This window comes from Microvirga sp. GN3 (genome assembly GCF_055792825.1).
Window position 1 is genome coordinate 20967 of the sequence record NZ_JBVVAK010000044.1, and the last position, 26917, is coordinate 47883.

Below are 26917 nucleotides of genomic sequence, written 5' to 3' on the forward strand. Positions count from 1 at the left end.
ATAAGTATCGATCATGAATCCGAACGACACGGAAAACCAGAACGCTGCCCCGCAGGCCGAGCCCGCCAACGATGCCACCCCTGAGGCAGCGTCCGCGCCCGAGGCCGATCCGCTTGCCGTTCTCGAGGCCGAGAAGGCGGATCTGAAGGACAAGCTCCTGCGCCTGATGGCCGATATGGAGAATCTGCGCCGCCGGACGGCGCGGGAGATCACGGACGCCCGCACCTACGCCGTGACCAATTTTGCCCGCGACATGCTGAACGTGGCCGACAATGTCCGCCGCGCCATCGAGAGCGTGCCGGAGGAGGCGAGCAAGACCGCCGAGGGCGCCTTCAAGGGCCTCATCGAGGGCATCGACCTCACCGAGCGTGACCTTTTGAAGAACCTCGAGCGTCACGGCGTGAAGAAACTCGACCCGCAGGGCCAGAAATTCGATCCCAACCTGCATCAGGCCATGTTCGAGATCCCCAATGCGGAGGTGCCGAACGGCACGGTCCTGCAGGTGGTCCAGTCGGGCTATGTCATCGGTGACCGCGTCCTGCGCCCGGCCCTGGTCGGTGTCTCCAAGGGTGGCCCGAAGGCCAACGGCAACGGCTCGGAGGCTGCGGACAATTCGTCGGCGGCTTCGTAGGGACGTTCGAATTCGAGCCTAGCGCGGGGATCCCCTCCCTCCTCGTGGGGGGCTAGGGAGGTGGGTGCTACCGAGAATGGCGGTTGCCTGAAACCGACCTGCATGATCAATACCCGGGAGATTTACAGCTCCAGCAGGTAAGATCGGGCCCCGGTGGACTTCCTTCAAAGCATCCCTTTCGAGACCATCGGCGTCGCTGTCTTCGCGCTCTCCGGCGCCCTGATGGCAGCCCGCAAGGGCATGGATCCGTTCGGCTTCGCCCTGCTTGCCACGCTCACCGGCGTCGGCGGGGGCACCATCCGGGATCTGCTCATCGGCATCCGACCGGTCTTCTGGGTCGGCGATCCGACCGACGTGCTCGTCTGCCTGATCGTGGCGGAGTTCGTCTTCGTCCTCGGGCCGAAGCGGGTGGCGATGATCGAGGGCGGTCGGCAGGGGCGCGTCCTTCTCTGGGCAGATGCCCTGGGTCTTGCCCTCTTCGCCGTCACCGGCACCGGCAAGGCGCTCGCCGCTGGCGTGCCGGCACTCTCCGCCATCGCGCTCGGCACCACCACGGCCACCTTCGGCGGCATCGTCCGCGATATCTTTGCCGGAACGACGCCGCTGGTGCTGCGTCAGGAGATCTATGTTACGGCCGCCGCCCTGGGGGCCAGCGTCATGGTCGCCCTGCAGGCTGCAGGCCTCGATCCGTTTTTGAGCGCCGCCGCGGGTTTCGCCGCGGCCTTCACGTTAAGGGCGCTTGCCCTCCTGCGTGGCTGGTCGCTGCCCGCGTTTCCCCGCCGCGATTAAGGATTGAGGTCCACGCCGTCGATCACGGTCCGGAAGCGCGGCAGGTTCTGGTCGCGCTGCTCGACACGGGTGAGGCCGACCATACGCACGTAGCGGTCGGGCTCGAAGCGAATCGTCTGCATCACCACGATCGGCTGGCCCGATTCCGCCTCCACGGCCTTGGCGACGATCTCGTGCCAGTCCTGGCCCTTGAAGCGGAAGGAATCCGAGCGTTCGATCTTGATGTCCTTGAGGATCTGGTTGGAATTCAGCGCCGCATGAGCGAACTGCTTGCGCCGCTCCGCCGGCGGAACCGGGACATTGACGGTGGCCGCCATGATGAAGATCGGCTGTTCCACCGCCTTGACCGTATCCTTCGGCCCGTCGGTAAACAGGACAGAGTTGCCCGCCATCACCCGCACCGGGCGAAAGCCGGCCTTGTCGCCGAGCCGGAAGGGCAGGGCGGAGATCTGTTCCTCGATGGAAACCGGGCCGCGCAGGGCGATGCTCTTCAGAGCTTCGCGCATCTGCGCCTCGCTGTAGCCGTCCTGGCCGCCGCGCACCTGCGCGATCACGAGGGCCGTGAGGTCCTCGTCCTTGACGGCCATCACCCATTTGCGGCCTTGGACCGGCCCTGCCATGGTGCCGCCGATCAGCACGGCTGCCCTGGTGCCGAGCTTCAGGTTTTCGCGCGAGGTCTCGCTCATGCCCTGACGCTTCAGGGCATCCTTGGTCAATCCGTTCACCAACTGACCGTAAGCCCCCGCAGGCATTTCCACGAAGTTGATGGCGGCGGCTCTTCCCTCGCTCTCGAAGCCGCTGAAGCGCTTCGAGATGATCATGTCCTCGGGCGGGACAATGCCGATCCGAGACGCGGGCGGGAAAACCGGTTCGGCTGCGAAAGCGGCTTGAGCTGACAGGATGAGACCCAAAGCAGCGGCTGCAAAACCTTTCATGGATGCCTCTTCGAAGGAAACCTGCAGGTAATCATGGCCTTAAGGCTAAATCGGCTTGTCTACCTTGCGCAAGGTCAGATTGAGTCGACCGCCCTGCGGCAGCAGGTCCGAGCTTCCTGCCGTCAGCCTGTCGATGCCGTGATAGATCAGCCGCGCGGGGCCGCCGAACACGATCGCGTCGCCGGAGCGGAGCCTGATCGATTTCGTCGGATCCTTCCGCTCCAGACCGCCATAGCGGAAGAGCGCCGTGTCCCCGAGGGAGAGCGACACGACGGGTGCTGCGAACTCCTCCTCGTCCTTGTCCTGGTGCATCCCCATGCGGGCCGCGGGCTCGTAAAAATTGATCAGGCAGGCATCGGGCGGGTGCGGATAGTCGCTCAGGTCTTCCCAGGCGCGCAGCACCTGATCCGGCATGGCGGGCCAGGGCTCGCCGGTTTCTGGATGGGTGGGCTGGTAGCGATAGCCATCCACGTCCGACACCCAGCCGAGCCGCCCGCAATTGGTCATGCGCACGGAGAACGGCTTTCCCGTGCGCGGCATGCGCGGCATATAGAGCGGCGCCACGCGCGTAATCTCGCGCAGAGCTTGGAGCAGCAGCTCCTGCGCCGGTCGGTCGAGATAATCGGGGTAGTAGGTGAGGCCGGGAGCGAGCGCGAGAGCCACGTTGGGTCAGCTTTCTGCAGGTCGGATGAAAGAGCAATGGCTAAGGACGTATCGTGAAATCGACACTAACCCGCCCCGATGCATCCCGCTTCCTCAATTGAACAGTTTTCATGAATGCTGCTGTTCTGTTGATTGAGAAGCTAACCTTGAGATTTGTGTCTGAGACCCACTCGGCGACAGGCGATGGCGAGTGATCAGAAAACGTGTCGCATTCGCTTGACGAGTAGATCTCAAACTCTTGTGTCATGATCTCTTCCTCAGTCGCTGCTGACGGGGCCACAGCTATGGCTTCGGTGCAGTACGGGGAAATGGCTCCTCCTCCGGAGCGACTGATGAGGGCGGCTTTCATGTGCCCCGAGGGTGAGAACTCGACATTGACGTAATGATCGTCGCCCAAGGGCAGGAAACGTCCCAAGCCAAAGACAACTGTACCGAGCCCGAGAAAAAGCATCAAAATGCCAAGTGTGACTTTGCCGGTGAACCGGTAGAACTCATCACATCGAGAGGGTGGGGAAACCTGCATTTTCTTGTTATAAAGTGACAGAGATCGCGTGTCATCAGAGCAGCGATCTCTGCCAATTTTACCCCTTACCCCTCCAGCACCTTCTTGCTGGCGACGGTGGTGTCGTCGTTGAGGTCGTAGACCAGCGGGATGCCGGTCGCGAGCTCGAGGCTCGGGATCGTCTCCGAGGTCAGGCCGTCGAGCACCATCACGAGGGCACGCAGCGAATTGCCGTGGGCGGCGACCAGCACGCGCTCGCCGCGCATGACGCGGGGCAGGATCTCGCGGATGTAATAGGGCAGCACGCGGGCGACCGTGTCCTTCAGGCTCTCGCCGCCGGGAGGCGGCACGTCATAGGAGCGGCGCCAGAGATGGACCTGCTCCGCACCCCAGCGGGCGCGGGCATCGTCCTTGTTGAGGCCCGAGAGGTCGCCGTAATCGCGCTCGTTGAGCGCCTGGTTCGCGATGGTCTTCAGATTGGGTTGGCCGATCTCTTCCAGGATCAGCTTGCAGGTGAGCTGGGCGCGCGACAGATCGGACGTGAAGGCGACATCGAACTGGATGCCCATCTCCTTCAGCCGGCGGCCGGCATTGCGCGCCTCCTCGATGCCGAGATCGGTGAGCCCCGGATCCTTCCAGCCGGTGAACAGGTTCTTAAGGTTCCATTCGCTCTGGCCATGGCGTGCAAGGACGAGAAGGCGGTTCATGCTGAGAGTTCTCCGCTATATTCCCTTCCCCTTGCGGGGAGGGGTAGGGGTGGGGGTGGTTCGACGGGGTGAAAGAGGTTCTAAGTCAGGCTCTGTTTCGATCTAGAAATTTCTCAAGCGATCACAGCGTTCCGACTTTGCGACCCCCACCCTCAATCCCTCCCCGCAAGGGGGAGGGAGGAAATTAAAGCTGATCGAGGCCAAGGACATTGGCCATGGTGTAATATCCGGGCTTCTTGTCGAAGCCCCAGAGGGCGGCTTTCACCGCGCCGCGGGCGAAAATGGAGCGGTCCTCGGCGCGATGCGCCAGCTCCAGGCGCTCGCCCTGGCCGGCGAAGATCACGGAGTGATCGCCGACCACGGAGCCGCCGCGCAAGGTCGCAAAGCCGATATCGCCGGGATTGCGCGCGCCGGTATGGCCGTCGCGGCTGCGTACCGAGCGGTCTTTCAGAGAAATCTTGCGGCCTTCCGCAGCCGCCTCGCCGAGAAGCAGCGCCGTGCCCGAGGGCGCATCCACCTTCATGCGGTGGTGCATTTCCAGAATCTCGATATCGAAGTCTTCGCCGAGCGTCGCGGCGACCTTGCGCACGAGCCCCGCGAGAAGGTTCACGCCGAGCGACATGTTGCCGGACTGGATGATGCGTGCATGACGCGCGGCCGCCTCCAGCTTGGTGAAATCGGCCTCCTGCAGGCCGGTGGTGCCGATCACATGGACGATGCGCGCCTGAGCGGCGAGAGCGGCAAAAGCCGTGGTAGCGGCAGGCGCCGTGAAATCGAGAACGCCGTCGGCCTGGGCGAAGACGGTGAGCGGATCGTCGGTCACATCCACGTCGAGGAGACCGACCCCGGCAAGCAGCCCGGCATCATGCCCGAGCGCGGGAGAGCCCTCCCGCTCGATGGCACCGACGAGCGTGCAGCCCTCGGTCTCGGCCACCGTTTTGATGAGCATGCGCCCCATGCGTCCGGCAGCCCCCACCACGACGAGTCGCATCTCGCTCATGCCGCTCTCCTGTTGTTTCGGGCTCAGGGTATAGCCGCTTAAGGTGGGGCTGAGAAGCGCGGAGGCTTGCTCGCGGTGTCATCGCGATCCGGCCTATGTCATTCCGGGGCCGCGTAGCGGAGCCCGGAATCCATAAACACAACGTATCAGGAAGGTATGATGAGCGTTGCGCTTCTTTCCGCAGCGCTAGTGGTTATGGATTCCGGGCTCGGCCCATGGCCGCCCCGGAATGACAGAGAGGGCAATATTTCTGCATTAGCCCGGCTGAGGCCCCTCGTAGCCCTCGATGATGATGATATCGGCGACCGCGTGGCCGTCACGCTCGGCTTTTGCCGCCTGGTACTCGGGCGAGTCCCAGCATTCCAGGGCCGCCTGATAGCTCGGGAACTCGATCACCACGTTACGGGCGCGGGCTCTGCCCTCGGCCACGCGATACGCGCCGCCGCGGACCAGGAAGCGAGCGCCGTATTTGGCGAAGGGGATTGCGTTGGCCTTCACGTAATTCTGGTAGGCGTCGGGGTTCGAGACGTCGACGCGGCCGATCCAGTAGCCCTTCATGGCTCAGGCTCCTTCCACGAGCACGAATTCGGCGATGCAGGCGCCTTCGCGCTTGGCCTTCGCCGCCTGGTATTCGGGCGAATTGTAATAGGTCCTGGCCTGCTCGACGGAATCGAATTCGATCACCACGTTGCGGGGCCGCGCCTCACCCTCCAGAACCTCGTAGGCACCGCCGCGCACGAGCGGACGTCCGCCATACTGCCGGATCGCCTCCGTGGCGCCCTTGGCGTATTCCGCGTAAGCCTCGGGATTGGTGACGGTCACGCGGGCAATGACATAGCCTTTGGGCATCGGGCGCTCCTCTTCGATTTGGGGGAGGCAGCGAACGCCAGAGGAGCCGTATCGTCAAGCCTTCACGTCGGCGATTTCCCGCACAATCGCTTCCGCGGCCGCGCGCGGGTCGGCGGCCTTCACGATGGGACGCCCGACGACGAGATGGTTGGCACCGAGCCGGATGCCCTGCGCCGGCGTGACGACGCGCTTCTGGTCGCCCGCATCTGCACCGGCCGGGCGGATGCCCGGCGTCACGATGAGACGATCGGGGCCGACGATGGCGCGTACGCGCTCCGCTTCCGCCGCCGCGCAGACGATGCCGTCGATGCCGAGGTCGTAGGCCTGCCCCGCGCGGCGGGCGACGAGGTCCGCGGCCGAAACGGGGGCATAACCCGACTCGAGGAGATCGCTGTCGTCGTAGGAGGTGAGCACGGTCACCGCGAGAATCTTGAGAGATGTGCCGGCCTTGCCGGCCACGGCCGCGCGCATTGTCTGCGGATAGGCATGGACCGTCAGGAACGTGGCGCCGAGGCGGGCGACCGAGCGCACGCCTTCTTCCACGGTGTTGCCGATGTCGTGGAGCTTGAGGTCGAGGAAGACCTTCTTGCCTTGGCCGATCAGCTCGCGGGCGAACTCGAAGCCGCCAGCGTAAGCCAGCTGGTAGCCGATCTTGTAGAAGGTGCCGGCCTCGCCGATACGCTGGACGACCGAGCGCGCCTCCTCGACGGAGGGAACGTCGAGGCCGATGATGAGCTTGTCGCGAATGTCTCCTGAAGCGGAATTCGTCGGGAGAGACATCGCAGCGCTCATGGATGATTGACCTTGTTGTAGACCCAGACGCGGGCCGGGGGCAGGTTGCGCCAGATCCGGTTGGAGGCTCTGGCCTTATGGGTTTGAGAGCGCGCCGGGATCGGCGGCACCACCGCATAGGTGAACTGGATGAAGGGCGCGTTGGGGTGCATCAATTCCTGCGCGGCTTCCAGGAGGTCCAGGCGCTGGTCCATGGGCCTGGTGAAGAGCGGCAGGCTCGACACGGTGGCGGCAGCCGGCTCCTTCAGGATGTCGGATAACGTTTCTTTGAGATCGTAGGCATCACCCTGGATGATCGTCGCCTTGGGAAAGCGCCGCTTCAGGAGCTGGCAGAATTCGGGACTGTATTCGATCAGGACCAAGCGATCCTGGGCTACGCCGCGCCGGATCAGGGCGTCGGTCACCGGACCGGTGCCGGGGCCGAGCTCGATGACGGGACCGGGAATGCGCGGATCCACGTAAGACGCCATGGTCCGGGCCAGGATCCTGCCAGAAGGGGTCACGGCCCCGACGACGAGGGGCCGTTCGAGCCAGGAGCGCAGGAACCGGGCTTCGTCCTGGAAACGATCCTTCTTGAGGGGGATTTTCCGGGCCGTTGGCCGTTGGAACGACTGAAGCACTGATCAGGACCCCTTGTGCGACGGATCACGTTGGCTGTTTAGAACCCTAGAGCATCGATCCCAAAAGTGGAGGCCACTTTCGGGATCGACCCGATGCTTCTCATTTAACGAGCGCATCGTCTAGAGCGGAAAAACCGGATCCACTTCTTCCGCACGATGCGCTGAGAAAACGACCGTCAAGTTAAGTTGATCCACCCAAGCCGTCGATAAACTCACGGAAGCGCGAGAAAAAGCCCGAGCTTTCCGGGTGGTTTTCCTTCGAGCATTCCTGGTCGAACTCCATCAGGAGCTCGCGCTGGCGCTTAGTGAGCTTCTGCGGGGTCTCCACAACAACCTGGATGTAGAGGTCACCCACATCCCGCGAGCGCAGCACCGGCATGCCCTTGCCCTTGAGACGGAACTGTTTGCCGGTCTGGGTGCCCTCGGGCACCTTCACGAGGGCTTCCGCACCGCCGAGCGTCGGAACGCTGAATTCGCCGCCGAGCGCCGCCGTCACCATGGAGATCGGCACGCGGCAGAACAGGTCCGCCCCGTCGCGTTGATAGAATGGATGCGGCTTGAGCGACAGGAAGATGTAGAGATCGCCGGGAGGCCCGCCGCGCAGGCCGGCCTCGCCTTCACCCGCGAGCCGGATGCGCGTGCCGTCCTCGACGCCCGCCGGAATGTTGACCGAGAGCGTGCGCTCGCGGGTGACGCGGCCGGCGCCGCCGCACTGGCCGCAGGGATCGTCGATGACCTCGCCGCGCCCATGGCAGTTGGGGCAGGTGCGCTCGATGGAGAAGAAGCCCTGTGTCGCGCGAACCCGGCCGGCGCCGCCGCAGGTGGGGCAGGCCTTGGGCTTGGAACCCGGCTTCGCGCCGCTCCCCGAGCAGGCCTCGCAGGTGATGGAGGTGGGGATCTTCAGCTCGGCGGTCTTGCCGTTGAAGGCTTCGTCGAGGGAGATCTCGAGGTTGTAGCGCATGTCGGCGCCGCGCTCGCGGCCGCCGGCGCCACGCCCCCGTCCGCCGCCGCGTCCGGTGGCATCGCCGAAGAAATTCTCGAAGATGTCCGACATGAAGTCGGAGAAATCGCCGCCGAAGCCCGGTCCGCCGCCGCCCGGCCCGCCATTGGCGAAGGCCGCATGGCCGTAGCGGTCGTAGGCCGCGCGCTTCTGGCCGTCGGAGAGGGTCTGGTAGGCCTCGTTCAACTCCTTGAACTTGACCTCGGCCTCGTGGTCACCCGGATTGCGGTCCGGGTGGTACTGCATCGCGAGCTTGCGGAAGGCGGATTTCATCTCCGCTTCGCTGGCGGTCTTCGCGACGCCGAGAATCTCGTAATAATCGCGCTTGGACATGTCAGGCGCCCCTCGGAGCGTCGGTGTGCTCCGTCATGTTGCCGGACCGTTTTGCCTGCGCTGCACAGGGAAAGGCTCCGGAAGCCTTTGCCAGAACATCGCGAGAAGCGGTCGTTTGATCGGTCATTGATATTTTTAACTCGTTTCATGAAAACGGCACCCGGTCACGAAACCGGGTGCCGAATTCTTTAGGAAGCTGCCATTGCCTTAGGCGCGCTTCTTCTTGTCGCCTTCGTCGACTTCCTGGAAGTCGGCGTCGATGACGTCATCCTTCTGGGCGGCCTCGCCCTCAGGTTGCTCGCCGCCTTCGCCAGCGTTCGCTTGAGCGGCATACATGGCTTCACCGAGCTTCATGGAAGCCTGCATCAGGTCCGTGGTGCGGGCCTTGATGACCTCAGCGTCCTCGCCGGCGAGAGCCTGACGGAGCGCATCGATGGCGGTCGTGATGCCCTGCCTGTCGGATTCCGAGACCTTGTCACCGTATTCCGTCAGCGACTTCTCGGTCGCATGGATCAGGCTTTCGCCCTGGTTCTTGGCCTCGACGACTTCGCGGCGCTTCTTGTCTTCTTCGGCGTGAGCCTCGGCGTCCTTCACCATCTTGTCGATGTCGGCGTCGGACAGACCACCGGAGGCCTGGATGCGGATTTGGTGCTCCTTGGCCGTCGCCTTGTCCTTCGCCGTGACATTCACGATGCCGTTCGCGTCGATGTCGAAGGTCACCTCGATCTGCGGCACGCCGCGCGGTGCGGGTGGAATGCCCACGAGGTCAAACTGGCCGAGCAGCTTGTTGTCCGCCGCCATTTCGCGCTCGCCCTGGAAGACCCGGATGGTCACCGCGTTCTGGTTGTCTTCCGCGGTCGAGAACACCTGGCTCTTCTTGGTCGGGATCGTCGTGTTGCGGTCGATCAGACGGGTGAACACGCCGCCTAGCGTCTCGATGCCGAGCGAGAGCGGGGTCACGTCGAGGAGCAGCACGTCCTTCACGTCGCCCTGGAGCACGCCGGCCTGGATGGCGGCGCCAATGGCCACGACCTCATCCGGGTTGACGCCCTTGTGGGGCTCCTTGCCGAAGAAGGTCTTCACCACTTCCTGGATCTTCGGCATGCGGGTCATGCCGCCGACGAGAACCACCTCATCGATGTCGCCGGGCGAGATGCCGGCATCCTTGAGGGCCTTGCGGCAGGGCTCGATGGTCTTCTGCACGAGGTCGTCCACGAGCTGCTCGAACTTGGCGCGCGAGAGCTTGAGAGCGAGGTGCTTCGGACCGGAGGCATCCGCCGTGATGTAGGGCAGGTTGATCTCGGTCTGAGACGCGGAGGAAAGCTCGATCTTGGCCTTCTCGGCGGCTTCCTTCAGGCGCTGCAGGGCGAGCTTGTCCTTGGTCAGGTCGATGCCCTGCTCCTTCTTGAACTCGGCCGCGAGGTACTCGACGAGACGCATGTCGAAGTCTTCACCGCCGAGGAAGGTGTCGCCGTTGGTGGACTTCACCTCGAACACGCCGTCGCCGATCTCGAGCACCGACACGTCGAAGGTGCCGCCGCCGAGGTCGTAGACCGCGATCATGCCGGTCTGCTTCTTGTCCAGGCCATAGGCCAGGGCAGCCGCAGTCGGCTCGTTGATGATGCGCAGGACCTCGAGGCCGGCGATCTTGCCGGCGTCCTTGGTGGCCTGACGCTGAGCGTCGTTGAAGTAGGCCGGAACCGTGATGACGGCCTGGGTGACCGGCTGCCCGAGATAGGACTCGGCGGTCTCCTTCATCTTCTGCAGGGTGAAGGCGGAGATCTGCGAGGGCGAATATTGCTTGCCGTCGGCCTCGACCCAGGCGTCGCCGTTCGGACCCTTGATGATGTGGTACGGAACGAGGCCCATGTCCTTCTTGGTCATGGGATCGTCGAAGGTGCGCCCGATCAGGCGCTTGATGGCGAAGAAGGTGCGCGACGGATTCGTGACCGCCTGGCGCTTGGCCGGCTGGCCGACGAGGCGCTCGCCTTCATCCGTGAAGGCCACGATGGACGGGGTCGTCCGGGCGCCTTCCGCGTTTTCGATAACTTTGGGCGTCGTGCCTTCCATGACAGCGACGCAGGAATTGGTAGTGCCGAGGTCGATACCGATGACCTTACCCATGGCGGGATCCCTCACTTTCAAGCAGACCGCCGAGCCCTAAAAGCAGCCCGGCCCATGGCTTACTGGATGTTGCTGACTGATTGCCGGGACCGCCTCAACCGAGCCGTGCCCCGTGCTGGCGCTGATATAAGAAGGGGTTTTCGGGGCTGCAAGACAATCCTGAAGGCTAGATTGCCTCATTTCGTCTGATCCGAGGCCTGTTGCATGACTGCAATGGCGAGACCTTCCCGATTTGGTTGCCCGGTTTGGTCGCGGCAACGCTTTCGGGAAGAGGCATGATACGTCATTGCAACGGCATGGCTTCGCGACAGCGGGATTTTTCGCCCTATCTAGGCGGGAAACATCGCAATACGGTAACGGTCATGGATAGGTTGAAGGGAGCATATCCGCTCCAGGGCGGCTGCCAATGCGGCCAGGTGCGGTATGAGTTCACGGGATCGCCGCGTGAAATCTATGTCTGCCACTGCCGCGAGTGCCAGAAGCAATCGGCCTCGGCCCTCGGGATTTCAGTCATGGCCCGCAGCGCCGATGTCAGGCTCCTGACCGGCAAGCTCAGCCATTGGACGCGTCCGACCGATGCCGGACGGACCCTGACCTGCTTCTTCTGCCCGGATTGCGGATCGCGCGTATGGCATGGGGACAAGGACCAGGAGGATGAGATCAGCATCAAGGGAGGCTCCCTCGACGAACCGGTCGATCTGACCGATGCCATCCACATCTGGACCTCCCGCAAGCTCAACGGTGTGGTCATCCCCGAGGGCAACCGGCAATATCCGGGAGAGCCCGATTAGGGCGCTTCGCCTCGCACGAGAGGGTTTTGTCATCCAAGGCGATATCCAAGGCGATGCACAAACCATCCGAGTATCCTCTGTCCCCGTCCTGCGGTAGGATAAGGGTTCGTGGCGTTTCCCCGACGCTCTCATGAGCGCCGCTCACCTGTCCGATGGAAGCGGCCTATGGTTCAGAAACTTTTTCTCGCCCTGATCGTGCTCGTGATGGGGTTTGATCGCCCGGCCGAAGCCCACGACATCTACTCACGCCTGACGGATACGTGGGGAAACAGCTGCTGCAACGATACGGATTGTCGGCCCGCGCCCTACCGGATCACCCCGGCGGGGGTGCGGATGCTCGTCGACGGAGACTGGATCGAGGTGCCAGGTCATACGATCCAGTATCAGGCCCTGCTCGGGGATACCGGTGAATCGGGCGGGGGGCATTGGTGCGGTCGCGCCTACCAGAAGGTCGATGACAGCATCTTCCATGTCACGCAATGCGCGGTGCTCCCTCCAAGCACTGCGGCCCTCTTTAGTTCGCCCCTCGGGTTCGGCAATTAGCGCATCGTGCGGAAAAGTGGACCCGGTTTTCCGCCCCGAACGATGCGCCACTTAAGGGATTGAGCATCGGATCGACCCCAAAAGTGGACCCACTTTTGGGGTCGACCCCAAAAGTGGACCCACTTTTGGGGTCGATCCGATGCTCTAGTGTCAGGGACGTCCCTTAAGCAGCCTTCTCCCCCAAGGCCTGCCCCGCTTCCCAGCCCAGAATGGCCTGCTTGCGGGTCAGGCCCCAATGATAGCCGGTGAGCGCGCCGGAACGGCCGAGCACCCGGTGGCAGGGCACCACGAAGGAGACCGGGTTCTTGCCCACCGCCGCGCCGACCGCCCGGCAGGCCGAGGGCTTGCCGATATGGCGGGCGATGTCGGAATAGGTCGTGGCCTTATCGCGGGGAATGCGCAGCAGGGTCTGCCAGACCCGGACCTCGAAATCGGTGCCGATGAGAACTACCCGCAGGGGCTGCTCTGCCTGCCATTGCGTCGGGTTGAAGATGCGCTTCGCCAGCGGTGCGGTGGCGGCCTCGTCCTCCACATAGGTGGCCTTGGGCCAGCGGCGGGTGAGGTCCGTCAGGGCCGCCTGCCGGTCGCCGTCATCCACGAAGCCGAGGCCTGCAAGTCCTCGGTCGGTGGCGATCAGCACTGCCTCGCCGAAGGGGGAGGGGTGGAAGCCGAAGCGCATGGTGAGGCTTGCGCCGCCCACCTTGTAGTCCCCCGGCGTCATGGCCTCATGGGTGACGAAGAGGTCGTGCAGCCGGGCCGGGCCGGAGAGCCCGACCTCGTAGGTGGCGTCGAGCACGCTCGCGGAATCGGCCAGCAGTGCCTTGGCGTTGTCGAGAGTCAGCGCCTGCAGAAAAGCCTTCGGGCTCAAACCGGCCCAGCGGCGAAAGAGATGATGCACATGGGTGGTGGACAGGCCCACATGATCGGCGATCGCCTCGAGCGAGGGCTGGTCGCGCCAGCGCTCCGAGATGAACGCAATGATCCGGCGCACCCGCTCGTAATCGGAATGCGGCTCGTCCGGCACGGTGATCGCGCCCGGTTCGATGGTGATGTTGCGTAACGTATCAAGCATGGCTTTCATCCTGATTGACGCTCATCCTAGCGATCCGGGAGTAGGGACGACACCCGATTTCTGTGACAGTCTGAGCCCCCTCCATCCGGAAATAGGATCGCACCCGTGTCATCCCCGTCGAGCGCAGCGAGGGAAGGGGATCCATTGAAACACGCTGCCTCTATAGATTCCCTTCCCCTCCGCTCTGCTCCGGTCGGGAATGACGCTGGAGCCGCCCCTCCGCCGTCATCCCCGTCCCCGGACTTGATCCGGGGATCAGTCCCGGGGATCCACGCCTTGGGGGCGCTGTAGTTCCCAAGACGGGGATGGCCGGCACGAGGCCGGCCATGACGCGATAGGCGCTTGGATAATGTTCTTATTTTGTTCTTGACATCATTCCCAATCATGGCTATATCATTGCCGTAGATCTGCTCCTGGCGAGGGGCGCGCTCGCGAGGCGTCGCAGTGTGGGAGCAGGCACGGTCCCGTGCACGCACTGAACGCAGGTGCGGGTGACGGGAGGCCCAGGATGTGGGCGGGTGGTCGTCGGGATCGGTCGCAGGCCGCCGTCGCGCAGACGGTCACCGCCTGCGGCGGTTGACTGAGCCGGCCTCGCCTGTCCGCCTCAACAAGCCGTGCGCGAAGAGGCAGTTCGGCTCTTCCATCATCCCATCAGACATCGAGCCGGGCTGCCTGTCGCGCCACCCTCGATCAACCCTCAGGCTCGCAGCGCAAGCTGCGGGCCCCACGGTGCTGGAGTTAGATCAATGACCCCGCTTCACATCCGCCAGGGCCCGGCCGAAGGCCTCCGCCAGGGTTTCCCGCTCCGGCGGGGAAAGATCGCGGGCGATCTCGACATGCTCATTGCGGAAGGTGAGCGAGAGGTGCTGCATGCCGTATTCGTCGTCGACCTCGCGCTCGAGGCGAGTCCAGAGCGGGTTGAACTGCCAGTCCCGTACTTCGCCCCGGGGACTCACTTTGCGGAACAGGAGCCGGATCGGCGTCAGCTCCAGAAGTTCGAACGCCTCGGCTTGGCGATAGCTGAGGCGAAAGGCGATGTAGAGGCCGAGGAAATCGAGGCCGAAGAAACCGGCGACCGGCCAGAAACCCATGATCACGAAGGGCAGGCTCGCCACCACAGAAACGAGGCAGACGAGCACCATGACGATCTTGAAACCCTGCGGGCTCAGCGACCGGTGCGGGCGGATCACGGCCGAGAACACCGGCTGCTCGAACCGGCCGATTTCGCCATATGTCGCCTTGCCGCTTGCCATGCCTTAAGTATAACGCAGAAATGTCCGATCTGAAGCTCTCTCCCCGCCGCATCGCCAAGCCGAAAGCAAAGCCCGCCGTCCCGGCTAAAAAGGTCGGGAAGGCTCTGCGTGCGCGCAGCCCGAAGCCCGTCGACAGAGCGACGATGATCGAGATCTTCCGTCGCCTGCACGCGGCCAATCCCGAGCCCAAGGGCGAGCTCGAACATACCAATCCCTACACGCTGCTGGTCGCCGTGGCGCTCTCGGCACAATCGACCGATGTCGGCGTCAACAAGGCGACCCGGAATCTCTTCCCCATCGCCGATACGCCGCAGAAGATGCTCGATCTCGGCGAGGAGGGCCTACGCCAGCACATCAAGACGCTGAATTTCTATAACACCAAGGCAAAGAACGTCATCACGACGGCACGGCGGCTCGTGGAGGAGTTCGGCGGCGAGGTGCCGGATTCCGTCGAGGTGCTGGAGACGCTGCCGGGTGTCGGGCGCAAGACCGCGAGCGTCGTGGTCAACATCGCCTTCAAGAACCCGCGTATCGCCGTCGACACGCATATCTTCCGCGTCACCAACCGCATCCCGCTCGCGATCACCAAGACGCCGCTGGAAACGCAGATCGCGCTGGAGAAGCTGATCCCGCACGAGTTCCTGCTCCATGCCCATCACTGGCTGATCCTGCACGGTCGCTACATCTGCAAGGCGCGCCGGCCCGAATGCTGGCGCTGCCCGATCAACGACCTGTGCCGCTATCCGGACAAGACGATTCCGTGAGATGAAGTGTCGTCCTGGACGGCAAAGCCGATCCGGGATGACGCTCAGATAACGAGGCGAAAAACTACCGCCTCAAACACCTCGGCGCGCCTTTGGTACAGGCAATTCCCGGTGTCGAGCAGGCGAGTCCCTCTGCCGTGCGGGAGCAGACCACGCAGCTATCCGTCCATTCGATGCAGGCGGGATCGAGAGGCCCGCTCTCCGTCGCGGGTTGCGGTCCGGCGCTCGCACTCGCGATCACGGCGACGATGACCATTAGCAGAGCAACCGCAATCGAAAGAGTAACCGCAAGAGCCTCGTCGCGCGCCGGCATCGATCAGCCGTAGACGATCAGGCCGGCGAGGCCTGCGGCGCCAACGAGGATCCGCCAATAGGCGAAGGGCGTGAAGCCGTGGCGGGAGACGTAGTCCAAGAGCAGCTTCACGACGAGCAACGCCGCGATGAAGGCGGAGAGGAAGCCGGCGACGATGATCGCGGCGTCATTGGCGGAGAGAATCTTGTAGTTCTTCAACAGATCGTAGGTGAAGGCGCCCGCCATGGTCGGCATGGCGAGGAAGAACGAAAACTCCGCCGCTGCGCGCTTCGATGCGCCCATCAGCATCGCGCCGACGATGGTGGCGCCGGAGCGGGAGACGCCGGGGATCATGGCCGCGCATTGCATGAGGCCGATCTTGAAATACATCGAGAGCGGAAACCGCGTCGCGTCGGTCTTCGTCGCCTCCAGTGGCAGACGGTCGATGGCGAGCAGCACGAAGCCGCCGACGATCAGGGTCGTGCACACGATCCAGGGATTGAAGAGCACTTCCTTGATGAAGCCATGCAGCACTGCGCCGATCACGGCCGCAGGCAGGAAGGCGACGAGAACACCGATGACGAAATGGCGCGCCATTGGATCGTGCGGCAGCGCCTTGGCGATGGACCAGAGCTTGTGGAAGTAGACTGACAGGATCGCCAAGATCGCGCCGAGCTGGATCAGAACCTCAAAGGTCTTGCCGGTCGACTCGAAGCCGAGGAAATGGCCGACGAGGAGCAGATGGCCCGTGGAGGAGACCGGAAGAAATTCCGTCAGACCTTCGATGAGGCCGAGAAAGAGCGCCTCGATGATTTGCGACATCGTTGAAATCCTGAAAAACGGCGCCAGATGCGGGAGCTATCCCAAGTCTGTCAAGCAAGGTTTGCGCCGCCGGCTTAACCCTTCTGCATCACGGACATGAGATTCACCAATATTCCTTACCAACCCTTAACGAAGCACGGCCTTATTCTCGCCGCCTGTTTCGCGTCACACATAGATTCATGGCCATCCTGCATTCTTATCCGTTCTGCTCGCAGTCGCGGTTCGCGCGTCTTATTTTCGCAGAGCTCGGCCTTGAGCCAGAGATGGTCGAGGAAAAGCCGTGGGACCGGCGCATTCCCTTTCTGGAGATCAACCCGGCCGGGAATCTGCCGCTCCTCATCGACGATAACGGGCTTGTGGTGGCGGGACCGACGGGTCTTGCGGAGTATCTCGACGAGACGCGCGGCGAGGACTTAAGGGATCGGCGCTTGCTGCCGAGGGATCTTGCGCAGAGGGTCGAGGTCCGCCGCCTGCTTGACTGGTTTCTGGTCAAGTTTCACGGCGAGGTCTCGGATTACCTTGCCACGGAAAAGATCTATAAGCGGTTCATGCCCATCGAACTCGGGGGCGGTCCGCCGGATATGGGCGCGATTCGCGCTGCCCAGACCAATGTGCGATACCATCTCAAATATATCGGTTTTCTGATTTCCAAGCGGAATTGGCTGGCCGGCGACCAGATGACCTATGCGGATCTGGCGGCGGCGGCCCATCTGTCGGTGGTGGATTATCTCGGCGACGTGCCATGGGACGAGGACGAAACAGCGAAGCATTGGTACGCCAGGATCAAGTCCCGGCCGTCCTTTCGCGCGCTCCTCGCGGACCGGGTGCCGGGGATGGCGCCGGCGGAGCATTACGACAACCTGGATTTCTAGACGGCGAGGCTCTCAAGAAAGCCTTCGTCGAGCGCGCCAAGGCCCTCGGCTTCGACACGGTCCGTATCGCCAAGCCTGACGTGATCCCGCTCGCGCCGGAGCGGCTCAAGGCCTGGCTGGATGCCGGGCATCACGGTTCCATGGAATGGATGGCGGAAACGGCCGAGCGCCGCGCCGATCCCCGCACGCTCTGGCCCGAGGTGCGCAGCGTCATCCTGCTCGGGCTGAATTACGGCCCCGTTGAGGATCCGCTGGCCGAGCTGGCCGAGAGGGATCGCGGCTACATTTCGGTCTATGCCCGCAACCGCGACTATCATGATGTGATCAAGGGCAAACTCAAGGAGGCGGCGGGCTTTCTCGCATCGAAGGCCTCCTCCGACGTGAAGGTCTTCGTCGACACCGCGCCCGTCATGGAAAAGCCGCTGGCGGAGGCCGCGGGGCTCGGCTGGCAGGGCAAGCACACCGTCATCGTCTCGCGGGAATTCGGCGACTGGCTTTTTCTCGGCGCCATCTTCACCACGGCGGAGCTGCCGGCCGACGAGCCGGAGCGGGATCATTGCGGCTCCTGTCGCCGCTGTCTCGATATCTGCCCGACCAACGCCTTTCCCGCGCCCTACCAGCTCGATGCGAGGCGTTGCATCTCGTATCTCACCATTGAACATAAAGGGCATATCCCAGAGGAATTGCGTCCGGGAATCGGTAACCGGATCTTCGGCTGTGACGATTGCCTCGCCGTCTGCCCCTGGAACAAGTTCGCTCAAGCGGGGCGCGAGGCACGGCTCATGCAGCGGGAGGATCTGGCGGCGCTACCGCTCAAGGAGTTGGTGCAGCTCGACGACCCCGCTTTCCGCACCCGATTCGCCGGCACGCCGATCAAGCGCACCGGTCGCGACCGCTTCATCCGCAACGTGCTCATCGCCATCGGCAATTCGGGCGATCCAGGTTTGGCGGAAGAGGCTCTGCGCCTCCTTGACGATGCCTCGCCCCTCGTGCGGGCGATGGCGGTCTGGGCCATCGGTCGCCTGCTCCCGCCGGAGACTGTTTCTCGTCACGCCGCAGGGCGGCTGGAACACGAGGACGATCCGGACGTGCGCGAGGAATGGCGTCGCGCCATGGTGACGCCTGTCGAGGCTGTGGCTTAGGCCGCGTGACGGTTCGCCGTCGGGCCGAAATGGTCGATATAGCGCGGGTTGATCGCAGACACCGGCAGCACGACGAGCACATCGGTGGTGCCGAACTGCCGATCAATCACCGCTCCTGTGCCGAAGGTGGCGCCCAAGCGCAGATAGCCCTTGATCAGAGGCGGCAGGGCATGGAGCGCAGCCCTGGGATCGATGGCTTCCTTGGGCAGAATATCCATCGCCGTGAAGCGCTCCGGCAGCGCGCGGGCCTGCCACTCTGCGGGAGCAGCCGCGTAATGGTGGAGGAAGCTCAGAGGCAGGGCCAGATCCTGCGGATCGGTGCCTTCGAGACTGGCGCAGCCCATCATCACATCGATTCGATGGTGAAGGACGTAAGTCCAGATACCGTGCCAGAGCAATTCGACCGTGCGTTTGTTGCGATAGGCTTCGAGGACGCAGGAGCGGCCGAGTTCGAGGAAGCGTAAGTGGGGATGTGCCTTCAGCAGAGGCGCGATGTCGTATTCGCCCCTGGTGTAGAAACCGCCATGGCGATTAGCGACATCCTGGCGGAGCAGGCGATAGGTGCCCACCACCTTCGGCTTGGCCGGACGGAAGGCTTTCGGCTTCACGTCGTGGTCGATGACGAGGAGATGGTCACAGATGGCGTCGTAGGCATCCACGTCGCGGCGCGAGATCAGGGACGCCCCGTTGGGAGAGGCCGACATTTCCTCGTAGAAAACTTTGAAGCGCAGGCGCTGGGCCTTTCGGATCTCCCGGGTCGTCGTCGCGAGACGTACCTCCAGCGAACCGATCCGGCCGAGTACGAGATCGAGAGAGCCGTAATCGCGGACGATCTTGTCGGCGCCCGGGATGAACTTGGTCAAACCGTGAGGGCGCAGACCCACGGAAGCGGGAAGAGCGGCCGCCTCATTCAACGGGGAAGGATTCATCGCTGCCTCACAGGGTCGTGCCTCTGATCGCGGGTCAGTCACTCCGCTGCCCCGCTTCCGCCATGACATAAGACCCGTTTCAAACTGTTTTGTGACAGAAAACATAATTGTCCCGATGGAAAATATCGAGAGCAACATGGGCTCCGGCGGTGAGGCGGGAGGGGACATCGCTTGCGCTCACGCCGCCGCCGGCCGACGGTCCGCGTGGGCGCGATAGGACAGAGCTTCGGCCACGTGAATGCGCCGGACGCGATCCTCTCCGTCGAGATCGGCGAGCGTGCGCCCGACCTTCAGCACGCGATGGAACCCCCGGGCCGACAGGCGCATGGCATTGGCGGCGTCGCGGATAAGGGTCAGGCCCTCCGGATCGGGCTGGGCAACCTCCTCCAGAAGCGCCGGCGGGCAGGCCGCATTGGTGGTGATGCCCTCGAGATTCAGGGCCGCATAGCGCTTTGCCTGACGCTCACGGGCTCGCGCGACTCTCGCCGCAACATCGGCAGATCCTTCCACGGGCGGCGGCAGAATCAGGTCGGCGGCCGTGACTGCCGGAACGTCGATGGCGAGATCGATACGGTCGAGGAGCGGGCCGGAGAGGCGGGCCTGATATTGCGCGATGCAGCGCTCGTTCGGCTGACGGCGGCAGACATAGCCGGGCTCGGTGGCCTGTCTGCAGCGGCAGGGATTCATGGCGGCGACGAGCTGGAAGCGGGCCGGATAGGTGACGCGGTGGTTGGCGCGGGCGATCAGGATCTCCCCGGCCTCCAGGGGCTGGCGCAGCGAATCGAGAACCTGGGGCTGAAACTCCGGCAGCTCGTCGAGGAAGAGAACGCCGTGATGAGCCAATGAGGCCTCGCCGGGACTATGGAATGATAATAAAGTTCTTACAATGATAATAAAGTTTGAGCGAAGATAATAAAGTTCTTACAGATTTCACCTCCTGGTTGTGACTTCTCAGTAGAGCCGCGCCGCCTTGCCCATCAGGGTTTCAGCGTCATTGTAGTAGCCAGCAGCCTGTTGCACAGAACGGTGTTGGGACTGCTGCATTGCCTCTTGCAGCGGCACTCCGTCCTGAGCGGCCTGGGTCAGATAGCCTGATCGCAGGCCATGGGCACTGAACAGAGCTGAATCGAGCCCTGCCAATCGGCAACGCCGCTTGATGACATCATTGATGCCATCGTCGCTGATTGCGCGGGTTCCGATCCGGCCCCACCGGTCAATGGCTCGAAACACGGGTCCTGACGCGATCTCGGCACGCTCCAACCACGTTGTGAGAGCATCGGCGGGGCGCCCGATGAGGAGGGCACGTGAACCCTCATCAGCATTGCCGCGCTTCGTGCGTCCGAGATGAAGAGCAAGGCACGATAGCTTGGGAGACTCTGGATCTTGAGGGTCCTCGGGAACGAGGGGGAGTGTTTCGATCTGATCAACCCTCAATGAGGCCAACTCCGACCGCCGTCTTCCGCCAGAAGCGAACGCCGTCAGAAGGAGGGCTCGGTCGCGGCAATCAACGAGCCGATTTAGCACACAGGTGGCGAGCAACCGGTCGAGCACTTTGCGAGTGACCGCTCGCCGGCTCTTGTGCTGAGGTTGCCGTGGACATGCGCGTACACCAAGGTGGAGCGCCGTCTTGAAGGTCGGTGTAGCAAATGCTGGTTCAAGGCCGCGCCAGCGATGCAGCGTCGCCCAACTCGCAAGGCGGCGCCGAACAGTACTCGGCGCATGCGGCCCGTCTGATCGCAGAAAATTTTCAGCCTTGAGAGCCTCGGCGACCCCTTTGGGCATTCCATGCACGGGGTCCGTCTCCCGCTTAATCGGATCCCAGAGATGATGAGCCAGGAATTTCAGGGCTAGGCCTTCGGGGGCCGGCCAGGGAAGGGGAGACTTGGTTGCGGCGAGCGCCCAGGCCTCCAGGTAGCCCAAGTCGGAGGCAAGGGCGCGCAGGGTGTTGGCCCCCATGCCCTCCTCGACCAAGTGCTTGAGGGTGGCGACATCCTCGTCCGTGAGCAGGGCCGCCAGCGCCTCGCGGCGGTCGGCCGGAAGGATGCCGGCTAGGGCGTCAAGTTCATTCGCGCGGTGGAGGCTGTCATCCTCCGTACGATCATCATCGAGCGTGCTCAAGCCGAGGCTCCACACAGAAGGCGCTGCAGGATCGGCAGAACACATTGGCTCACAAGTGGAGCGAGATCAGACGCCGGAGAGGCAACAGGCGGCATGGCGGCTTGGACCAGAGGGAACGGGGGCCCTTTATGGCCCATTTTCAAAGGTAAGCGCAACACTCCCGATAATTGGGGATTATCGGGAGTGAGATGCAACATATGTTGTCCTCCGACATGAGCATAATTAATGCCGATTTGACTTCGTTAAGCATCGTTATGATTCTTGAAAACAATATGTTAGCTGCGAAATCCGTCAAATAAAGTAGAGGGGAAGGTTGTGCTCGAGCCATAAAGGGGCGATTCGTAGGCTCGCAGACTTGCCGCGTTGAATTCGACCTCAGCCTGCTTGACGGAAGACCTGTTCCCTTTGGAAGCAGATTGAGCTAGTTGGCGAAATTTCATGCGCCCGTAGCTCAGCTGGATAGAGCACCAGACTACAAATCTGGGGGCAGAGGTTCGGATCCTTTCGAGAGCGCCATTCATCTTCTTATCAGAGACTGGTTTTCTCCTCCGGAAGACAGCGCTAGCCTCAAACGGATAGTTTATAATGAGAATTTCATGGCTCAACCTCGATCGCACTCCAGAGTGTGATTGAAGAACGAATAGGCAGTGCAGAATAGGCAGTGCACCAGTATGGCAATCACCTTCGATCAGTTTGTGGCTGGCGAGGCACGAGCACATTTCATTTCCATGCTGCGACTTCAAGAGGAGTTTGATTTCCTCTTAAGGCTCGACCGACTTTTTGGCCATCTAGATGAGGCTACGAAGGTTATCGATGACGAGCGCAAGCACATTCGTTTTCTGCAGGATTTTGTCCACGTTCGACTCTTCAATGCCGCGCTTGCATATGCAAGGGGGCAGAGAGCAGACAGCTTCGGATTAACTAGAGGTGGTGTCGAGGCCGCAATTAACGCCTTTCTTTTACACAGGCGCATTGTCTCGCCGGCTATCTTTGGAGAAGGCGGGCGAACGATGCAGGACATCTATCGGACGGTCAGCAACCCGCAGCATAGAAACTACATACCGGACCTCAAAGAACTCCTTAATATTAGAACCAAGCTTAGCAAGTGGGGTGCACATTCTGAGTTTGCTGCCTATGTTTTCAGGGTAAGTGAGGAAGGAGATCAGGCTTTCTTTAGCTTCTTTGATGCTCCTGACGTTCCGAACGATTTCAGATTTTACTTCATCGCAATTGTGAGCATGTTCGCAGATGCAGCGGAGGTATTCTGCGCAATTGCTCATGAGATGGGAGAATCATGGGCGGTCGAGCTCGCACGCGAGATACACAAGCTCAAAGCTGATACGGAGGCCCACGCTCGTAAGCTCGGCTTCCTCAGTGACTATCCAGAGGAAGGGCCGGTGAGGCCTTAGCTGCCCTTACGACCAATTCACCTCCTTGATTTTCGGGGTTGAGCGTCCACCAAGCCCAAGCGCCTTCAGGGTTTGTGGGGGCGAGTCCAGTTCATGTCCGCAGCAACATTGGATCCTGAATCGTAATTACGGTTCCAGCTTAACGATCGCTAGACTGATTTGCGCTAAAGACAAACTGCATGTCGAGACGAAAGCCGTGTCTGCAGTTCGTCGCTTTAGGAGTGTTCATGGCTATCCCATCAAAACTGCTGAGTGCATATGAGCGGATGGTGACAGCGGAGGAGGAGAAGCAGCGCCTGATCCCGGAACGACTCGTGACGCTCATTGCGGACAAACCCTGGGTAAAGGCTGTGAGCAAACACTCGGAAGCCCGCCAAGCCTTCTTGGAAGCCGCGATCGATTTCTGCCGGTCCGAGAAAGCCAAAGCGCCAAGAACCTCCCGCCGGGCATATTCAAAGCGGGCGATCAAAAGCACCGGTCAGGACGTATACGTACCCTAACGGCTGTAGCAGGTTCCCTATAATCTTCCTCCGACATATTTCGGCAAGATCGGGCTCAAGGCGGACGGTCGCTCAATTTCCGTACTAGCATCATGAGCGGACCTTCTGAGGCTTTCGCTACACGTCTCAGTTTGACCCAAAGCTGCCCTTCGTTAAGCCAAGATCTCAAGGGAACAGCAGTGGGTAATCAGGGCAGGTGGATTCCCGTGCCTGCTGCCACACCGTCACCTCTACAAGGTCACCAAAGTCAGCCTTAATCTCTTGCGCCAGTGCTTGGGCCGTGGGGAGAGAGGGAGCGGCCAAGAGAAGAAGCTGTTCACTGAGGGATCGACTGAGGTCTTTCCTCATAAAGCATCCTTCGAAAGGCTTCCCTGATCGGAGGTAGAGCTTCAGTTTCGCCTCCAGGGCGTTTTGTCCGAGTGAAGAGCTGTCCCGTAAATGACAGACGATCAGTACATTCATAGAGTCATCCTGTATCAGGCTCGGCCCACCGGCCATTGGCGTTCTTCGTTTGCATCTCGTTCGCGCGTGCGAGGATTGATCCGTGCTTTGGCCCTGACAGCCCATCCGGCAACGACAATTCCGGCAAGGATCAATAAAAAGCCGAGAGCCGTCAGGGCAGAGAGCCTTTCCTGAAGAAAGACGATGGATGTGACCGTTCCGACGATGGCTACGCCGAACGTCGCGTTGGCCATCGCAAAGCTGGAGATCCTGCGACCAACATCCGCCGAGACAACGAAGCAGAACGAAGTCGCAACTGGGCCGAAATACAGGATGAGTACGAGCAGCTCTGAGTTCCAGTCCACCAGGGTAGGAGGTCCCTCGACAAACCAAGCCAGCGGCAGGAGAAGCCCGCTCGCCAGGGCCATCTCCCAGGGAGCGAGTTGGAGCAGTGTGGTAACCCATCGATGGCGACGCACATGGAGGATCACCACGGACCAGCAGATCGCAGCAAGCACGAGCAGCATCGCCCCTGTTGGTGCGTAAGGGTTCTGCCAATCCATGGCGGGTAGTGAGCAGATGATCGCAATGCCAACGAGGCCTGTAACGACCGCCACGACCTGGAGCCGCATTGGTCGTTCAAGGAAGATGATCCACGCGATCAGCACCGACCAGAGCGGAGTTGAATAGGCGAGCAATGAGGGCTTCCCGGCATTGGTAGTCTGCATGGCAACCATTCCAAGGCCCGTGAAGACTGCCATCTGTAGCACGCCGATGCTGCAAACGATGGGCAGGTCCTCGACCGAGGGTAGGCGGAGATCCCGGCGCAACAGGTTGACCCAGAACAGGCAGATCGCGCTGCTCGCGAACCTGATCGCCGCGAGCCATAGCGGGGGCGCTTGACCAACAGCCAGCTTCATCACGGGCCAGCTCACCCCCCAGAGGATTACCATTCCGAGTATTAGAAGCGTATCCATCCACCGGGTTTGCCATTGTAGGTGAGGGGTCGGGTATCCACCCGCAGGTTGCAATTTGGCCCGTGACCTGGCGCCAGCAGCCCTTGTGATCTCGTGCGTGGATCGCATAAGCTGTAATCCAATACGGTGAAGAAGAGGCGTCCGCTTGAAAGAATCTCTCGATTCCGACGATGAACTTGATGCAATCGACCTGAACATCCTGCGCCATCTGCAAAAGGACGGTCGATTGACCAATGCGGAGCTTGCAACGCGGGTGAACCTCAGCCCTGCAACCTGCCATCGCAGGACGCAGCGCCTGTTCAAGAAGACGATCAGGGGGGTGCGCGCCATCATTGATCCCGCAAGCGTCGACTTGGAGGTCGTGGTGATGGTTGGCGTTGTTCTGGACCGATCGACACCAGAGTCCTTCTCGGCGTTTGAGACCGCAGTGAAGAAACTGCGCTTCGTGATCGAGTGCTACTTGATTGCGGGCGACTATGATTACTTCCTGAAGATCCGCGTCAGCAGCATGCAGGCCTTCAATCGCTTGCACGGTGACCAGTTGCTGAAGCTGCCAGGTGTTCGTCAGACGCGGACCTTCTTCGTGATGAAGGAAGTCACGGACAATGCCCCGCTGGCGTTCTGACGCGGCAGCAGAAGGTGTCCAAAGCGGTCTCAGCCGTTCCGATAGGTGTAGCTATACCCGTTGATTGCCGGAGCGCCGCCGAGGTGGACGTAGAGCACCTTGGATCCTTTGGGGAAAAAGCCCTTACGGGTGAGATCGATGAGACCTTGCATCGACTTGCCTTCATATACAGGGTCCGTGATCATGGCCTCCGTGCGGGCGGCAAGGCGGATCGCTTCGTTGGTTTCCTTGGATGGGACGCCATACGCCGGATACGCATAGTCATTGATGATGACGACCTCATCCTCCCGGACATTGCGACCGAGTCCGACGAGGAAGGCGGTGTTGTCCACGATCTGGCGGACTTGCGACCGTGTCTTGTCAGGCGTTCCTGAAGCATCGATGCCAATCACCTTGTCGGCCCGACCTTGCGCTGCGAAGCCGACAATCATCCCAGCCTGCGTCGATCCTGTGACCACGCAGACAATGATGTAATCGAAGCGGACGCCAAGTTCTGCTTCCTGCTGCCGCACTTCCTCGGCGAATGCGACATAGCCGAGGCCACCATACTTGTGGACGGATGCGCCGGCCGGGATCGGATAAGGCTTGCCTCCTTCATCGATCACCGACTGGATGGCGTCCTCCCAGCTCTTCCGGATGCCAATATCGAAGCCATCTTCGACGATGCGGCTGTCAGCTCCCATGAGCCGGGTCATCAGGATATTCCCGACGCGGTCATAGACCGCATCTTCGTGGGGAACCCAACTCTCCTGAACAAGCCGGCACTTCATGCCGATCTTGGCTGCGACCGCAGCAACCATCCGTGTGTGGTTGGATTGTACGCCGCCGATGGAGACGAGGGTGTCAGCACCGGAAGCGATCGCGTCCGGGATGATGTACTCCAGCTTTCGCAACTTGTTACCGCCCAGGGCCAAGCCGGAATTGCAATCGTCTCGCTTCGCCCAGATTTCTACCTCGCCTCCCAAGGCCGCGCTGAGGCGCGGCAGATGTTCGATCGGTGTTGGCCCGAAGGTCAGCGGGTAACGTTCAAATCTGTCTAGCATTGATGTCTCCATCGATCATCGATGGACAATTCGTATCAGAGACCCTGTGAAAGGTGCTCTCTAAGTTCGCCTCTCATTTTTGCGTGTTCTGAGGTTGTGCCGTATTCTATGAACGACATGTTCGATCATGAGCCAGAATATGAAAGATCCTTTCAGGGCCGAAGGTTGAACATCTTCAACGTCAAGGTTGGCCCCTGTCACTCCTCAGAAGTAAACCGAGGGTTAGGCCAACAGCGTCTCACGCCCGCAAGTTACCCATCCTGCTATGGGCTAGCGCGTTAGTGGGGAATGGCAGCATAGGGATGCGAGGCCGTTATCTGACCAAAGATAGGGCCGCAGTCGAGACGGGATCGGCAATCTCTGCACCACAGACTTCTAA

Annotated in this window: 29 protein-coding genes, 1 tRNA gene and 1 pseudogene; 11 read left to right on the top strand and 20 right to left on the bottom strand. The window is 61.9% G+C overall.

Going from position 1 to position 26917, the window contains the following annotated elements:
* The first annotated feature begins 13 nt into the window (after positions 1-13).
* On the top strand, positions 14-631 hold the full coding sequence (grpE, locus tag ACS5Q1_RS20855) for a nucleotide exchange factor GrpE (RefSeq protein ID WP_473099977.1): 618 nt from the start codon (positions 14-16) through the stop codon (positions 629-631).
* 153 nt (positions 632-784) lie between these two features.
* A complete protein-coding gene (locus ACS5Q1_RS20860) occupies positions 785-1420 on the top strand; it encodes a trimeric intracellular cation channel family protein (RefSeq protein ID WP_246776755.1) in 636 nt (211 codons plus the stop codon).
* On the opposite strand, the gene ACS5Q1_RS20865 is transcribed toward ACS5Q1_RS20860, so the two are convergent.
* From ACS5Q1_RS20865 to dnaK, 11 genes are all read right to left on the bottom strand, one after another.
* On the bottom strand, positions 1417-2355 hold the full coding sequence (locus ACS5Q1_RS20865; RefSeq protein ID WP_203442687.1) for a hypothetical protein: 939 nt from the start codon (positions 2353-2355) through the stop codon (positions 1417-1419). The genes ACS5Q1_RS20860 and ACS5Q1_RS20865 overlap by 4 nt on opposite strands.
* Positions 2356-2400: 45 nt before the next feature.
* Entirely contained in the window at positions 2401-3018 is a 618-nt protein-coding gene (locus tag ACS5Q1_RS20870; RefSeq protein ID WP_473099978.1) for an alpha-ketoglutarate-dependent dioxygenase AlkB family protein, read from the bottom strand.
* 40 nt (positions 3019-3058) lie between these two features.
* Positions 3059-3541, bottom strand: a complete 483-nt coding sequence (locus ACS5Q1_RS20875) for a hypothetical protein (RefSeq protein ID WP_473099979.1) — start codon at positions 3539-3541, stop codon at positions 3059-3061.
* Between the two features lie 65 nt (positions 3542-3606).
* Positions 3607-4227, bottom strand: a complete 621-nt coding sequence (locus ACS5Q1_RS20880; RefSeq protein ID WP_203442689.1) for a 2,3-bisphosphoglycerate-dependent phosphoglycerate mutase — start codon at positions 4225-4227, stop codon at positions 3607-3609.
* Positions 4228-4411: 184 nt separating this feature from the next.
* Positions 4412-5218, bottom strand: a complete 807-nt coding sequence (gene dapB / locus ACS5Q1_RS20885) for a 4-hydroxy-tetrahydrodipicolinate reductase (RefSeq protein WP_473100009.1) — start codon at positions 5216-5218, stop codon at positions 4412-4414.
* 264 nt (positions 5219-5482) lie between these two features.
* The gene (locus ACS5Q1_RS20890) at positions 5483-5785 is read right to left on the bottom strand and encodes a DUF1330 domain-containing protein (RefSeq protein WP_473099980.1); all 303 of its coding nucleotides are present in this window, start codon (positions 5783-5785) and stop codon (positions 5483-5485) included.
* Positions 5786-5788: 3 nt separating this feature from the next.
* On the bottom strand, positions 5789-6076 hold the full coding sequence (locus ACS5Q1_RS20895; protein ID WP_473099981.1) for a DUF1330 domain-containing protein: 288 nt from the start codon (positions 6074-6076) through the stop codon (positions 5789-5791).
* Between the two features lie 54 nt (positions 6077-6130).
* Positions 6131-6856 (bottom strand): orotidine-5'-phosphate decarboxylase, encoded by a 726-nt coding sequence (gene pyrF / locus ACS5Q1_RS20900; protein WP_473099982.1) that lies wholly within the window; start codon positions 6854-6856, stop codon positions 6131-6133.
* Positions 6857-6864: 8 nt separating this feature from the next.
* Complete coding sequence (locus tag ACS5Q1_RS20905) at positions 6865-7488, bottom strand: class I SAM-dependent methyltransferase (RefSeq protein WP_473099983.1); 624 nt, start codon at positions 7486-7488, stop codon at positions 6865-6867.
* Between the two features lie 181 nt (positions 7489-7669).
* Positions 7670-8821: a molecular chaperone DnaJ gene (gene dnaJ / locus ACS5Q1_RS20910; protein ID WP_203442694.1), complete on the bottom strand. Its 1152-nt coding sequence runs from the start codon at positions 8819-8821 to the stop codon at positions 7670-7672.
* A 207-nt stretch (positions 8822-9028) separates the two neighbouring features.
* Positions 9029-10945 (bottom strand): molecular chaperone DnaK, encoded by a 1917-nt coding sequence (gene dnaK / locus ACS5Q1_RS20915; RefSeq protein ID WP_473099984.1) that lies wholly within the window; start codon positions 10943-10945, stop codon positions 9029-9031.
* 362 nt (positions 10946-11307) lie between these two features.
* Between dnaK and ACS5Q1_RS20920 the strand changes: the two genes are divergently transcribed.
* Positions 11308-11736 carry a GFA family protein gene (locus tag ACS5Q1_RS20920; RefSeq protein WP_473099985.1) on the top strand — a complete coding sequence of 143 codons (429 nt, stop codon included), beginning with the start codon at positions 11308-11310 and terminating at the stop codon, positions 11734-11736.
* 165 nt (positions 11737-11901) lie between these two features.
* Complete coding sequence (locus ACS5Q1_RS20925; protein WP_473099986.1) at positions 11902-12279, top strand: hypothetical protein; 378 nt, start codon at positions 11902-11904, stop codon at positions 12277-12279.
* 163 nt (positions 12280-12442) lie between these two features.
* On the opposite strand, the gene ACS5Q1_RS20930 is transcribed toward ACS5Q1_RS20925, so the two are convergent.
* Together ACS5Q1_RS20930 and ACS5Q1_RS20935 are read right to left on the bottom strand one after the other, a co-directional pair.
* A complete protein-coding gene (locus ACS5Q1_RS20930) occupies positions 12443-13351 on the bottom strand; it encodes a methylated-DNA--[protein]-cysteine S-methyltransferase (RefSeq protein WP_473099987.1) in 909 nt (302 codons plus the stop codon).
* Positions 13352-14094: 743 nt separating this feature from the next.
* A complete protein-coding gene (locus ACS5Q1_RS20935; protein ID WP_473099988.1) occupies positions 14095-14604 on the bottom strand; it encodes a DUF2244 domain-containing protein in 510 nt (169 codons plus the stop codon).
* 20 nt (positions 14605-14624) lie between these two features.
* Between ACS5Q1_RS20935 and nth the strand changes: the two genes are divergently transcribed.
* Positions 14625-15368, top strand: coding sequence for an endonuclease III (nth, locus tag ACS5Q1_RS20940; protein WP_473099989.1), 744 nt, complete (start codon positions 14625-14627; stop codon positions 15366-15368).
* Positions 15369-15684: 316 nt separating this feature from the next.
* On the opposite strand, the gene ACS5Q1_RS20945 is transcribed toward nth, so the two are convergent.
* Positions 15685-16482 (bottom strand): undecaprenyl-diphosphate phosphatase, encoded by a 798-nt coding sequence (locus tag ACS5Q1_RS20945; protein WP_203442702.1) that lies wholly within the window; start codon positions 16480-16482, stop codon positions 15685-15687.
* Positions 16483-16661: 179 nt separating this feature from the next.
* Between ACS5Q1_RS20945 and ACS5Q1_RS20950 the strand changes: the two genes are divergently transcribed.
* Positions 16662-17354, top strand: a complete 693-nt coding sequence (locus ACS5Q1_RS20950; protein ID WP_473099990.1) for a glutathione S-transferase family protein — start codon at positions 16662-16664, stop codon at positions 17352-17354.
* The gene (gene queG / locus ACS5Q1_RS20955) at positions 17252-18496 is read left to right on the top strand and encodes a tRNA epoxyqueuosine(34) reductase QueG (RefSeq protein ID WP_473100010.1); all 1245 of its coding nucleotides are present in this window, start codon (positions 17252-17254) and stop codon (positions 18494-18496) included. Before ACS5Q1_RS20950 ends, queG begins: the two co-directional genes overlap by 103 nt.
* Here queG and olsB read toward each other — a convergent pair.
* From olsB to ACS5Q1_RS20970, 3 genes and pseudogenes are all read right to left on the bottom strand, one after another.
* A complete protein-coding gene (gene olsB, locus ACS5Q1_RS20960) occupies positions 18493-19425 on the bottom strand; it encodes a l-ornithine N(alpha)-acyltransferase (RefSeq protein WP_473099991.1) in 933 nt (310 codons plus the stop codon). The two genes, queG and olsB, sit on opposite strands and share 4 nt — an antisense overlap.
* A 177-nt stretch (positions 19426-19602) precedes the next feature.
* Positions 19603-20283: pseudogene (locus tag ACS5Q1_RS20965) on the bottom strand (ATP-binding protein); the annotation flags it as partial.
* A gap of 93 nt (positions 20284-20376) precedes the next feature.
* On the bottom strand, positions 20377-21543 hold the full coding sequence (locus tag ACS5Q1_RS20970; RefSeq protein ID WP_473099992.1) for a site-specific integrase: 1167 nt from the start codon (positions 21541-21543) through the stop codon (positions 20377-20379).
* A 446-nt stretch (positions 21544-21989) separates the two neighbouring features.
* Here ACS5Q1_RS20970 and ACS5Q1_RS20975 point away from each other — a divergent pair.
* The 3 genes from ACS5Q1_RS20975 (at position 21990) to ACS5Q1_RS20985 (ending at position 23452) form a co-directional block, all read left to right on the top strand.
* Positions 21990-22059: transfer RNA gene (locus ACS5Q1_RS20975), tRNA-Cys, on the top strand.
* A gap of 155 nt (positions 22060-22214) precedes the next feature.
* Positions 22215-22952 (top strand): hypothetical protein, encoded by a 738-nt coding sequence (locus ACS5Q1_RS20980; RefSeq protein WP_473099993.1) that lies wholly within the window; start codon positions 22215-22217, stop codon positions 22950-22952.
* 227 nt (positions 22953-23179) lie between these two features.
* The gene (locus tag ACS5Q1_RS20985; protein WP_473099994.1) at positions 23180-23452 is read left to right on the top strand and encodes a hypothetical protein; all 273 of its coding nucleotides are present in this window, start codon (positions 23180-23182) and stop codon (positions 23450-23452) included.
* Between the two features lie 165 nt (positions 23453-23617).
* Here ACS5Q1_RS20985 and ACS5Q1_RS20990 read toward each other — a convergent pair whose 3' ends face one another.
* Both ACS5Q1_RS20990 and ACS5Q1_RS20995 read right to left on the bottom strand, forming a co-directional pair.
* Positions 23618-23914: a hypothetical protein gene (locus ACS5Q1_RS20990; RefSeq protein WP_473099995.1), complete on the bottom strand. Its 297-nt coding sequence runs from the start codon at positions 23912-23914 to the stop codon at positions 23618-23620.
* A 14-nt stretch (positions 23915-23928) separates the two neighbouring features.
* Positions 23929-25068 carry a DMT family transporter gene (locus ACS5Q1_RS20995; protein WP_473099996.1) on the bottom strand — a complete coding sequence of 380 codons (1140 nt, stop codon included), beginning with the start codon at positions 25066-25068 and terminating at the stop codon, positions 23929-23931.
* On the opposite strand from ACS5Q1_RS20995, the gene ACS5Q1_RS21000 reads away from it, so the two are divergent.
* Positions 25016-25495 (top strand): Lrp/AsnC family transcriptional regulator, encoded by a 480-nt coding sequence (locus tag ACS5Q1_RS21000; RefSeq protein ID WP_473099997.1) that lies wholly within the window; start codon positions 25016-25018, stop codon positions 25493-25495. The two genes, ACS5Q1_RS20995 and ACS5Q1_RS21000, sit on opposite strands and share 53 nt — an antisense overlap.
* Before the next feature lie 29 nt (positions 25496-25524).
* Here the strand turns inward: ACS5Q1_RS21000 and ACS5Q1_RS21005 are convergent, their stop codons facing one another.
* A complete protein-coding gene (locus ACS5Q1_RS21005) occupies positions 25525-26550 on the bottom strand; it encodes a 1-aminocyclopropane-1-carboxylate deaminase (protein WP_473099998.1) in 1026 nt (341 codons plus the stop codon).
* Positions 26551-26917: the final 367 nt, after the last annotated feature.

Excerpts from the sequence above, each read along its gene's own strand:
- grpE (WP_473099977.1), top strand. The coding sequence starts at position 14 with ATGAATCCGAACGACACGGAAAACCAGAACGCTGCCCCGCAGGCCGAG.
- ACS5Q1_RS20865 (WP_203442687.1), bottom strand. The coding sequence starts at position 2,355 with ATGAAAGGTTTTGCAGCCGCTGCTTTGGGTCTCATCCTGTCAGCTCAA.
- ACS5Q1_RS20875 (WP_473099979.1), bottom strand. The coding sequence starts at position 3,541 with ATGCAGGTTTCCCCACCCTCTCGATGTGATGAGTTCTACCGGTTCACC.
- ACS5Q1_RS20880 (WP_203442689.1), bottom strand. The coding sequence starts at position 4,227 with ATGAACCGCCTTCTCGTCCTTGCACGCCATGGCCAGAGCGAATGGAAC.
- dapB (WP_473100009.1), bottom strand. The coding sequence starts at position 5,218 with ATGCGACTCGTCGTGGTGGGGGCTGCCGGACGCATGGGGCGCATGCTC.
- ACS5Q1_RS20890 (WP_473099980.1), bottom strand. The coding sequence starts at position 5,785 with ATGAAGGGCTACTGGATCGGCCGCGTCGACGTCTCGAACCCCGACGCC.
- ACS5Q1_RS20895 (WP_473099981.1), bottom strand. The coding sequence starts at position 6,076 with ATGCCCAAAGGCTATGTCATTGCCCGCGTGACCGTCACCAATCCCGAG.
- pyrF (WP_473099982.1), bottom strand. The coding sequence starts at position 6,856 with ATGTCTCTCCCGACGAATTCCGCTTCAGGAGACATTCGCGACAAGCTC.
- dnaJ (WP_203442694.1), bottom strand. The coding sequence starts at position 8,821 with ATGTCCAAGCGCGATTATTACGAGATTCTCGGCGTCGCGAAGACCGCC.
- dnaK (WP_473099984.1), bottom strand. The coding sequence starts at position 10,945 with ATGGGTAAGGTCATCGGTATCGACCTCGGCACTACCAATTCCTGCGTC.
- ACS5Q1_RS20920 (WP_473099985.1), top strand. The coding sequence starts at position 11,308 with ATGGATAGGTTGAAGGGAGCATATCCGCTCCAGGGCGGCTGCCAATGC.
- ACS5Q1_RS20925 (WP_473099986.1), top strand. The coding sequence starts at position 11,902 with ATGGTTCAGAAACTTTTTCTCGCCCTGATCGTGCTCGTGATGGGGTTT.
- ACS5Q1_RS20930 (WP_473099987.1), bottom strand. The coding sequence starts at position 13,351 with ATGCTTGATACGTTACGCAACATCACCATCGAACCGGGCGCGATCACC.
- ACS5Q1_RS20935 (WP_473099988.1), bottom strand. The coding sequence starts at position 14,604 with ATGGCAAGCGGCAAGGCGACATATGGCGAAATCGGCCGGTTCGAGCAG.
- nth (WP_473099989.1), top strand. The coding sequence starts at position 14,625 with ATGTCCGATCTGAAGCTCTCTCCCCGCCGCATCGCCAAGCCGAAAGCA.
- ACS5Q1_RS20945 (WP_203442702.1), bottom strand. The coding sequence starts at position 16,482 with ATGTCGCAAATCATCGAGGCGCTCTTTCTCGGCCTCATCGAAGGTCTG.
- ACS5Q1_RS20950 (WP_473099990.1), top strand. The coding sequence starts at position 16,662 with ATGGCCATCCTGCATTCTTATCCGTTCTGCTCGCAGTCGCGGTTCGCG.
- olsB (WP_473099991.1), bottom strand. The coding sequence starts at position 19,425 with ATGAATCCTTCCCCGTTGAATGAGGCGGCCGCTCTTCCCGCTTCCGTG.
- ACS5Q1_RS20980 (WP_473099993.1), top strand. The coding sequence starts at position 22,215 with ATGGCAATCACCTTCGATCAGTTTGTGGCTGGCGAGGCACGAGCACAT.
- ACS5Q1_RS20985 (WP_473099994.1), top strand. The coding sequence starts at position 23,180 with ATGGCTATCCCATCAAAACTGCTGAGTGCATATGAGCGGATGGTGACA.
- ACS5Q1_RS20990 (WP_473099995.1), bottom strand. The coding sequence starts at position 23,914 with ATGAATGTACTGATCGTCTGTCATTTACGGGACAGCTCTTCACTCGGA.
- ACS5Q1_RS20995 (WP_473099996.1), bottom strand. The coding sequence starts at position 25,068 with ATGTTCAGGTCGATTGCATCAAGTTCATCGTCGGAATCGAGAGATTCT.
- ACS5Q1_RS21005 (WP_473099998.1), bottom strand. The coding sequence starts at position 26,550 with ATGGAGACATCAATGCTAGACAGATTTGAACGTTACCCGCTGACCTTC.